Origin of the sequence: uncultured Clostridium sp. (assembly GCF_934754915.1) — a bacterium.
In the GTDB taxonomy this organism is placed as follows: Bacteria; Bacillota; Clostridia; order Clostridiales; family Clostridiaceae; genus Clostridium.
In genome coordinates, this window is record NZ_CAKVKB010000129.1 from 1 (window position 1) to 9,087 (window position 9,087).

General features: G+C 29.7%; 9 protein-coding genes. 6 read left to right on the plus strand and 3 right to left on the minus strand.

The window, feature by feature from the left end; all coding sequences use genetic code 11:
* From Q0F58_RS15045 to Q0F58_RS15055, 3 genes are all read right to left on the minus strand, one after another.
* Positions 1 to 647 (minus strand): hypothetical protein (locus Q0F58_RS15045; protein ID WP_294378275.1); only part of this gene is annotated, 647 nt, incomplete at its 3' end.
* A 5-nt stretch (positions 648 to 652) separates the two neighbouring features.
* On the minus strand, positions 653 to 1,210 hold the full coding sequence (locus Q0F58_RS15050) for a hypothetical protein (protein ID WP_294378278.1): 558 nt from the start codon (positions 1,208 to 1,210) through the stop codon (positions 653 to 655).
* A 25-nt stretch (positions 1,211 to 1,235) separates the two neighbouring features.
* Positions 1,236 to 4,853 carry a hypothetical protein gene (locus tag Q0F58_RS15055; RefSeq protein WP_294378280.1) on the minus strand — a complete coding sequence of 1,206 codons (3,618 nt, stop codon included), beginning with the start codon at positions 4,851 to 4,853 and terminating at the stop codon, positions 1,236 to 1,238.
* Between the two features lie 546 nt (positions 4,854 to 5,399).
* On the opposite strand from Q0F58_RS15055, the gene Q0F58_RS15060 reads away from it, so the two are divergent.
* The 6 genes from Q0F58_RS15060 to Q0F58_RS15080 form a co-directional block, all read left to right on the plus strand.
* Positions 5,400 to 7,136 (plus strand): phage tail sheath family protein, encoded by a 1,737-nt coding sequence (locus Q0F58_RS15060; RefSeq protein ID WP_294378283.1) that lies wholly within the window; start codon positions 5,400 to 5,402, stop codon positions 7,134 to 7,136.
* A gap of 40 nt (positions 7,137 to 7,176) precedes the next feature.
* A complete protein-coding gene (locus Q0F58_RS15065; RefSeq protein ID WP_294378285.1) occupies positions 7,177 to 7,611 on the plus strand; it encodes a phage tail protein in 435 nt (144 codons plus the stop codon).
* A gap of 90 nt (positions 7,612 to 7,701) precedes the next feature.
* Positions 7,702 to 8,073 (plus strand): phage tail assembly protein, encoded by a 372-nt coding sequence (locus tag Q0F58_RS15070; RefSeq protein WP_294378288.1) that lies wholly within the window; start codon positions 7,702 to 7,704, stop codon positions 8,071 to 8,073.
* Complete coding sequence (locus Q0F58_RS19685; RefSeq protein ID WP_367118198.1) at positions 8,013 to 8,249, plus strand: DUF6760 family protein; 237 nt, start codon at positions 8,013 to 8,015, stop codon at positions 8,247 to 8,249. Before Q0F58_RS15070 ends, Q0F58_RS19685 begins: the two co-directional genes overlap by 61 nt.
* Positions 8,250 to 8,282: 33 nt before the next feature.
* Complete coding sequence (locus tag Q0F58_RS15075) at positions 8,283 to 8,780, plus strand: phage tail protein (RefSeq protein ID WP_294378290.1); 498 nt, start codon at positions 8,283 to 8,285, stop codon at positions 8,778 to 8,780.
* Positions 8,781 to 8,892: 112 nt separating this feature from the next.
* Positions 8,893 to 9,087, plus strand: a 195-nt coding sequence (locus tag Q0F58_RS15080; protein ID WP_294378293.1) for a hypothetical protein, incomplete at its 3' end; no start/stop codon positions are given.

Below are 9,087 nucleotides of genomic sequence, written 5' to 3' on the forward strand. Positions count from 1 at the left end.
AAGTAATCCTTTTTTAAATTGATTATTATTTCGTTTAAATCTTCAATATGCTTTCTATCTTTTTTTCTAGATGGAAGATATCCATTATGTTCATCAGAATCTTTTTTAGAAGAATATTCTTGAGAATTATTTCTCATATGTTTTTTATAAATATGATTTTTGTTATTTTTTGTTTTATTTGATAAATTGTCTTTTTTGTTATCAGATATTTTATTGCTTAGAACATCTGCATTTTCAGATATAATTTTTGTGTAATCTGAATCTGCCATGTTAACAAGACCGTCAAAATTTCCTATGTGTTTTTTTGTTTTAGCATCTTTATTATTATCAATATATTTTGTTTTATTTGATAAAGTATTGTTTTCAGAAATATTATTTTCTTTATCATCAGATATTTCTTCATTAAAACTGTCCGTATCTTTATTTCCTATATCTACATAATCTGATTCCAGCATATTAACAACATCATCAAAGCTTAAATTTTCATCCTGAGCTTCAAAATTTTCATTGCTGGAAAAGGTATTTATAAGGTCGAAAGCTTTCCCAATAAGTGAAGACTTTGAAGTCTTTTTAGATGAATTTTTTAAATCAGAATTTTTTTGGGATTTAGAGTCTTTTTTATCTTTACCTGTATCTGATTTATACATAGACATTAATAATTGCTTAGCTCAAAAGCAAGCTGTTTAAATGTTTTTTTGCCACGACAGATATCGTCAATATGTGGATTATATATGGAAATTGTTATTTGAAATAATTCTGCTATTTTATCAAAAATATTTGTTTCTAAATCATAACTGTTTGTAGATACAGCTTGAACAGTTCTTAGTATTATCTCATTGTTATTATTAATGCTTAAAAATCCTACAGGAAGTTGATTATTAATAAAGTTAAGAGATTTTTCAAGAACACTCATTGTGTTCATTTGAGGTTTTGAAGGAAGAACTGCATAAACTTGAAGCAATACAGTATCGAGTCCCATTTCTTCAGCAGCAATTGGAATAAAAGTGAAAGAGAAAACCATTGGGTTCGATTCATCTCCAAAATTCACTACAAGAGTATCTGCTCCTACATCTTTACCTCTCTTTAAAAGAAGGGTTTCATATCCTGACATGGAAAAGTGTTTATCTAATATATTAAGATAATTTAAAGTGATATTATAAAAAAAATCTGGAATTTTATCAAAATCGTTGTTATTAGTATCATTATTCATTAAAATTCATCCTTTCTAAAATAAATTACTCACGTTTCTGTAATGAGGTGAATAATAATCGGAACATTGTACCTACATCACCATTACACTTGATTAATTCTTTTACTGATGTACCTGAAGCAATTATATGAGATTCTAATAGAGTATATCGTTCTTTCAGTTTATTCGTATCATCTTTATGTTTTTTCTTTTCTTGAGCAGTAGCAGTAGGAGATAATTTTGGTACAAGTGGAAGAGTTGCTAAATTATTTAATATACCTGCTGATATTTTAGCATATCTTATTTGTTTATTTCTAGTGTTGTTAGGGTTGTCAGGCTGTTTATCTCTGTACCATTGTTTTATGTTCCTAGCAGCAGCAGCTCCAAGTCCTATTCCAGCAGAGGCAGCTTTTGCTCCCATTTTAGTCATTGTCAGAGCCATGATTGCATGTGGTTCTGGAATAGTAGTAGCTAATAATCCAGTAATATCTCCACAAAGATTTAATATATCCTGTGTGATTTTTAATTCGGTCCTGTTTCTACGCTTTTTATTTATTTGTTCAAGTTCGTCTGTTATGAAAATATCCATATATTGTGAGCGTTGTTCTAGGTATTGTTTAAGAAGAGTATTTTCGTTTTCTGTTCTTCTAATACCTTTAAATTGTAAGTTGTTTATTTTTTTGTTTAAGGCATCTAGATCAGCTGCACGATCTTTTTTATTTTTATTAACAGTATAAGTAGTTTTCAAATGTTTTTTCATATTAAACATTTTAAAGACTTGAATTTCATATTTTGCAAATTTTATTATATCCATTAACAATTTAATTGAAGTACTGAATACGCTTATTGCAGAAGAGATTATAGGTATAGGAGCTTTTTCAAATATCTCGGAAAGAGATTTAAAAATACCGTTACCAGCATCTAAAAGGTCCAAAAGCTTGTCTATTATATCTCCAACATTCATGCCTTCTCTCTTTTTTATATGATTCCAGTATTCTGGAATTTGTTCCCTAAGAGCTTTAGCAAAATCAAATGATGATGATATCATACTAAATATAGCTCCTGAGTCTTTTAAACCTTGTCCGACTTTTGAGTCATCACCATATTTTTGTTTGTTTGCATTTTCTCCTATAATCTGCGATAAAGATATAACAGAAGAAGCAGAAGAACTTAAAGAAGATAGTACACCTAAAAATTCACTGTTAATAACATCTGCAAAATTATGAATGTCAGAGTTATAGTATTCTTTGATGGATATGGCAAGATTTATAAGAGAAGCAGCAGAACCAAAACTTGAAATTGTCAAATCATATGCATCTTTATTAAAGCTCAGTTCTTCTGAAACTTTAAGTCCTGAATTTCCTACTGAATCTACAATGCCATTAGACTCCTCAATATAATCCCAGCCTGATTCTGAATCTTCTAATGATAAATCTAAATTATCACCTAAATCATCAGATAAAATTGTAGAAAGAATATCATCTGCTTCCTGTTCTGTAGTGTATGTAGATACAGCATTTGCACTTATAAAACCTTCAGTATATCTGAGGTCTTGTCCTACATATTCAATTTTAAGGTAATGGGTATTTTTTCCCTTAGAATCTTTATGATATGTAAAGACAGGTTCAGTGTTTGTACCAGTTGTACTAGCAGAAGGAGTATTGTTTAATGATTCATTTAAAACAAGACGTATTTTAGCACCTTTTTTTAGAACACCTGCTCCTTTACTTTTTTGAGAGCCTGCACTAATAAATTTAATGCTATTTCCATCAGCAGGATATACATTGGCTTTATCTCGTATTACTGTTGCCATCATAGTTTTTGGCTTTTCAGTAGAAAATGTATTAGTAGTTGAAAGTTCAACTCCATCTACATTAGAGATTTTAGGCTGTTCATAAAGCCTGTCATAAATATTTTTTATTCTTTTTCGTTCAAGTGGAAAGGCTTCAACCCATTTATATATACTATCAAAATCATCTAAATCTTTTATGTTATCAGCTATTTCCTGCTCAGACATAAAAGCAGGGTTTTTGTATAAGTTTGAATATTTAGTATCTGTAGATTTTATATCACTTCTGCTTCGTACAGTCTTTTCTAAAGTTTCAATGGATTTTGTATCATCATTAGATGCATTCTTTATAGCTTGTGTATGGTTTGCTTCTTCAAGTACTGATTCCTCATTAGTTGTAACAAATGATACAAAATCAGAATTTACATAACCGTGCAATATTTTAGAACCTGATAAACAAAAAATAGGAAGATATTTTTTATTTTCATATTTTAAAAAATCAAATTTAAGTTCATTTGTATTGCCTGAAAGGGCTTTGATTTTAACTTTAACAAAATCATTTTCATGAAGGTCTGCAACTCTTGTAAGAGTAGTGCCATCTTTAATATAAACATTAACATTCTTCTTTGTTATTTTAGCTAATAATGTTTGAGGTTTTTTAGTTGACAATTCCAAATCACTGTCAGGAAGTTGAGCAGGAGAATTATCACTTTTTTTAACTGTTTTTTTCAAATTTTGTTTCTTGAATTTATTATATATTTCAGATAATCGTTTCTGATGTATATAATAGGCATCAATCCATTTTTCACATTCTGTCCAATAATTTGCAACTGTTTGACTTAGATTTACAAATATATCGTAGATTTCCTTATCGCTTAATAAAGCAGGATTTGGAAGATTGGTCACAGTATCGTTTAATTTAAAAGAATCATTTGCTGACTGTTCAGCTGCAACAGACTCTCTTTTTTTGGTGAATAATCCATATCTTACAGAACGCAATAATTCGTTAGTTGTTGAAGCTAGATTTTCAGTAAATTCTTCTGAAGAGTCTATTGTGGAAAGCAAATTCATTGTGTAGCCTTTAAAGGTTAAGTTTTTAGTTTTTACATATGCTGTTTTTTCAGTGGTAGTTTTATTGCGAAAATCTTGTCCAGCTACATATTTTATTTGTACGTAAGTTTCTTTTTTATAAGTTTTAACTTGTAGTGCGCTGTCAGAAACAGTAACAGTTGTATCTTTAGGAATAGTAGATATCTTTTTAAAGCTATTCTTAGTAAAATTAAACTCATAAAGCCCTGCATCAGATTTTGAGATGATTGCTCTGGGAACGTTTGTTTCTTTTGAATATTCGTTTTCGTCAGGATTAGAAAGATAATGGTCATATAAATCCATAAGACGAATATGTTCCCATTTAGGACATGCAGAAATCCAGTCTAATGCATTTTCTTTAAGTTTTTTAAAATTTTCTACAATATCAAAATCACTCATGTTGTGTGGCTGTTTAAAATGGGCTTTAACCGTACTGAGACCAAATATATCAGTATCTTTCTTTTGGGTTTTATCATAAGTGGAAAGATAAGAATCAGTTTTTGTAATATCTATTATTTCCTTTAATTCTGTTTCGAAACCAGTAACTTCAGTATCAACTGTATTGAGATTTAATTCTGATGTATCAAACTGTTGCTGAGTCTGCTCAATCTGTTCATCTATTTGAGGATCAGAATCTTTCAAGGTATTTTTCTGTTCCTGTAACTGTCTTAATTTTTCACGTAATTCTACACGTTCCCTTTCAAGGTTCTTTTGTTCAGTTTTTTTTCTTAAATATTCTAATTTTTTTTGGTTATATTTTTCAATAGTATCTGAAAGTGGCAACATAATCCCTCCTTTTCTATTTCTGTATGTTTCAACTATAAAACTCAGTGTAATTGCAGTTTTTATCTTAGATTATGTTTTCATAATATAATTTAAAATTAAGATAAGCTTATTTATGTATATATGTTTTAAAATAATAAAACTACATAATAATTAAGGAAATCTCTGTTAAGGTTTCATTTTTCATTGTCAATTGGAATAAATTTAATAAAATCCATTTTTAGAAGAACAATGCATTTTACATAAAAAGATAAAACACCCATCATGATTTTATTATATTGAATGAAGGAAATAATTACCCCACATAAAAATGTAGTAATTTAACAAAAAGTAATATTTTTTGTAATAAGTATAAAAACTACATCTTTATGTGGGGTAAAATATAAAAAAAATTGATATTATAATAGCATAGAAGAATAATTTATAAAATTTTACTTGAAAATTAATACTTGTAATAAATTATTTTTATATTTATTAATGATAAATTTAGTTTACGAATAAGAAAGGGGGAACGAGATTTTGTCATAGGATGGCAGAATCGCAACAATTATGGCTGAATATTTATCACCAGGAGTATATGTTGAAGAATTTGAATCAGGTACTGTTCCTATGGAAGGGGTAGGAACAAGTACAGCGGGTTTTATTGGAGTTACAGAAAGAGGAAATATTGAAGGTTTGCCAGAATTAGTAACTAGTTTTGCTGATTTCAAGAGAAAATTTGGAGGATATTTATCAGAAAGTGAATTTGGTGAATATAGATTTTTACCATATGCAGTAGAACATTTCTTTGTAAATGGTGGTTCAAGAGCATTTATTGCCCGTGTAATGCCATCAAATTCAAAGTGTGCACAAGCTTTTGTACCTTCAAAAGAAGAAGCAGTATTAAAGTTTGAAGCAAAGAATCCAGGAAATTGGGGAAATGACATAAAAGCAGTAATTACACCAGTAAGTAAAGCAAAAACTCAAATTTTATCTGAAGAAGAAGGTGCTTCAGGTAAAAGATACAAGGTCAAAAGTGGAGATGGATTTAATGCTGGAGATATTGTAGTATTTTCTGACGGAAAAGAAGAAATATATAATATTGTAAGCAAATCTCAAGATAATTACATTGAATTTGAGAAAGATTTTGAAATAGATGTAGTTGATAAAAATATTATACCTAAAAAGGTAATTTCAACTTGTGAATTTAGTATTGAAATAAGATACAATGATATTGTAGAAACATATGAAAATGTATCATTCAATGAACAGGCAGCAAATTATGTTGATAAGAAAACATCAAAGTCTGAACTAGTTGTTATAAATTATGTAGGAAAATATCCAGAAGAAACAGAATCACCATTTGCTATGTTGAGTGAAGAAAAAGACTTAGAAGTTTTAAAGGTTGATTTTGTAGATGGAAGCAATGGTTCAGCAAATAAGCTTGCTCCAGATGATTTTATAGGTGTGGATAATGGTCCAGGAAAGAGAACTGGAATTCAAGCGTTCATAGATAACGATGTGGTAAGCATAATGGCAGTTCCAGGAGTTACAGACCCTAATGTTCAACTTATGCTTGTAGCTCATTGTGAAAATTTAGGAAGTAGATTTGCAGTATTAGATATTCCAAAAGATTTAAAGAAAGTTACAGATGTTTCTGCTCATAGAGATATAGTTGATTCTAATTATGCAGCAATGTATCATCCATGGCTTCAGGTATTTGATCCATTAGATAAGAAGACTATATCTATACCACCATCAGGATCAATGATGGGTATATATGCTCGTTCTGATAATACTAGAGGAGTTCATAAAGCACCTGCTAATGAAGTAGTAAGAGGATGTACAGGCCTTGATTGTCAATACAACAAAGGTGAACAGGATATACTTAATCCAAAAGGTGTAAATTTAATAAGAAGTTTCCCAGGACAAGGAATAAGAGTATGGGGTGCTAGAACTTGTACATCTAATGCACAATGGAAGTATATAAATGTAAGAAGATTATTCATATACATAGAAGAATCTATAAAGGCTAATACAAACTGGGTAGTATTTGAACCTAATGATGAGCTTTTATGGATAAGAGTGTCAAGGACAGTAGAAGCTTTCCTTACTACATTATGGAGAAATGGAGCTTTAGCTGGAACAACTACTGATGAAGCTTTCTTTGTAAATGTTGGAAGAGATACAATGTCACAGGATGATATAGACAATGGAAGACTTATTTGTGTAATTGGAGTTGCACCAGTAAAACCAGCTGAATTTGTAATATTTAGAATAACTCAGAAGACTAATGAAAATGTATAATACTGAGGATTAAGAATTATTTTGAAAGGGGAAAGTTTTTATGGCTGAAAAATATCCATATACCAAGTTTAGATTTAAAGTTGAAGTAGATAATGTTATAGTGGCAGAAGTTACAGAAGTTACTGGTTTTGATGCTTCAGTTGATGTTATTGAATATAGAGAAGGAAATGAAAGACCAACACCAAGAAAAGTTCAAGGTTTAAGAAAATTTGGAAATATAACTTTGAAAACTGGGTTAATAGATACTCATGTTCTTTATGACTGGTTAAATCCAGCTGATGAAAAGGTTGCAATTCCTCGTAAAAATGTAGTTATAACACTTCTAGCTGAAGATATGACTACTGCTGTTGCAACATGGCAGATTGAAGCTGCTTGGCCAACAAAGTATACTGGTCCAGACTTAAATGCTACATCATCAGAAGTAGCTTTTGAAAGCATAGAACTTGCACATGAAGGATTAAAGAGAACAGTATAAAATAAAATAGGGCTATGTATTTTATCTAGTTAAAGTGTACTGATTTATACATAGCTTGATTTTAAATATAGAATATGAGGTGAAAATATTATGTCATTTAAGACTGAATATGAATTTGAATTACCTAGAGGTTATGTTGATGAAGATGGAGAAATTCATAAAAAGGGTGTAATGAGACTAGCGACTGCAGCAGATGAAATAGTTCCAATGAAAGACCCAAGAGTTCAACAGAATCCTGGGTATCTGACAATAATACTTTTAGCAAGAGTTATTACAAGCCTAGAAGGAATATCTATGGTAGATGTAAGACTTATAGAAAAGCTTTTTACAATGGATTTGGCTTATTTACAGGATTTATATCAAAGAATAAACCAGATGGAAACACCAACATATAAAACAATATGTCCACATTGTGGAAAAGAAATAGAAGCACCTATAAATTTTATGACAACCGATCAATAACATCATATCCAATTGATCGGATTTATAAGGAGGTAGCATTTATTGCTTATTATTTCCATTGGAGTCATGATGAAGTTATGAATATGGAGCACAGAGAAAGAAGAAGATGGTGTGATGAAATATCAAAGATAAACAGTGATTTAAATGATGAACCTAAAAATATATTCTCTGTATAAAATAATAATTTATTTGATTTTGGGGTGTTGCAATTGGCTATATTTGAAGAAAGTTCAGTTAAAAAATGGGATACCAATCTTAAAGTTAAACAATGGGAAAATGGAGGATTGGTAGTAAACAATAAATTTATAGTTACAATAGGACCTCTCTTAACAAGTTTTTCAAAAGTGAGCGGTATAGGAAGAAGTATAGAATATGAAACAAAAGAAGAAGGAGGAAGGAATGATTTTGTACATATAGTTAGAAAAAATGTACAGCATCAGAATAATATATTGAGGCTTGAAAAAGGAGTGGGACGATATAATCCACTAGTTTTAGCAGCAGATGGGACTATAGAAATGGGAGTAAGGATACCACTTCCAGGAACAATAATAATTTTAAATGATAATTACCAGATGTCCCAGATGTATACTTTTGATGATATTGTAGTATTAAAATGGGAATTAGGTGATTTGGATGCCAGAGGTTCAGAAGTCCTTCTTGATAGAGTTGAACTTATGCATTCAGGTTTGAAAATGGTGAAAATTTAGGATTTGAAAACAAGAAAATGTTTATATTTAATTTAATAATGATTTAGTTATTTCTTTAAAAGACAGTTTCATTAAATAAAATTTGAAGATTAATAGTTTTGGTGGTGTTTTTATGATAATAAATCCATTTACTGCACCAGTCTATACTAGATTAATAAATATTGATAGTAGTTTTGTGTCAGGGATTTTTGATAAAGCACTATTTATTGATAGGGATAGCTGGTCGCAGCTATCTCTTATATTTTTAAAGAATATTTATGGTGAGGATGAGAAGGAAGAAACAGAAAATAAAGATTTTGATATAAAA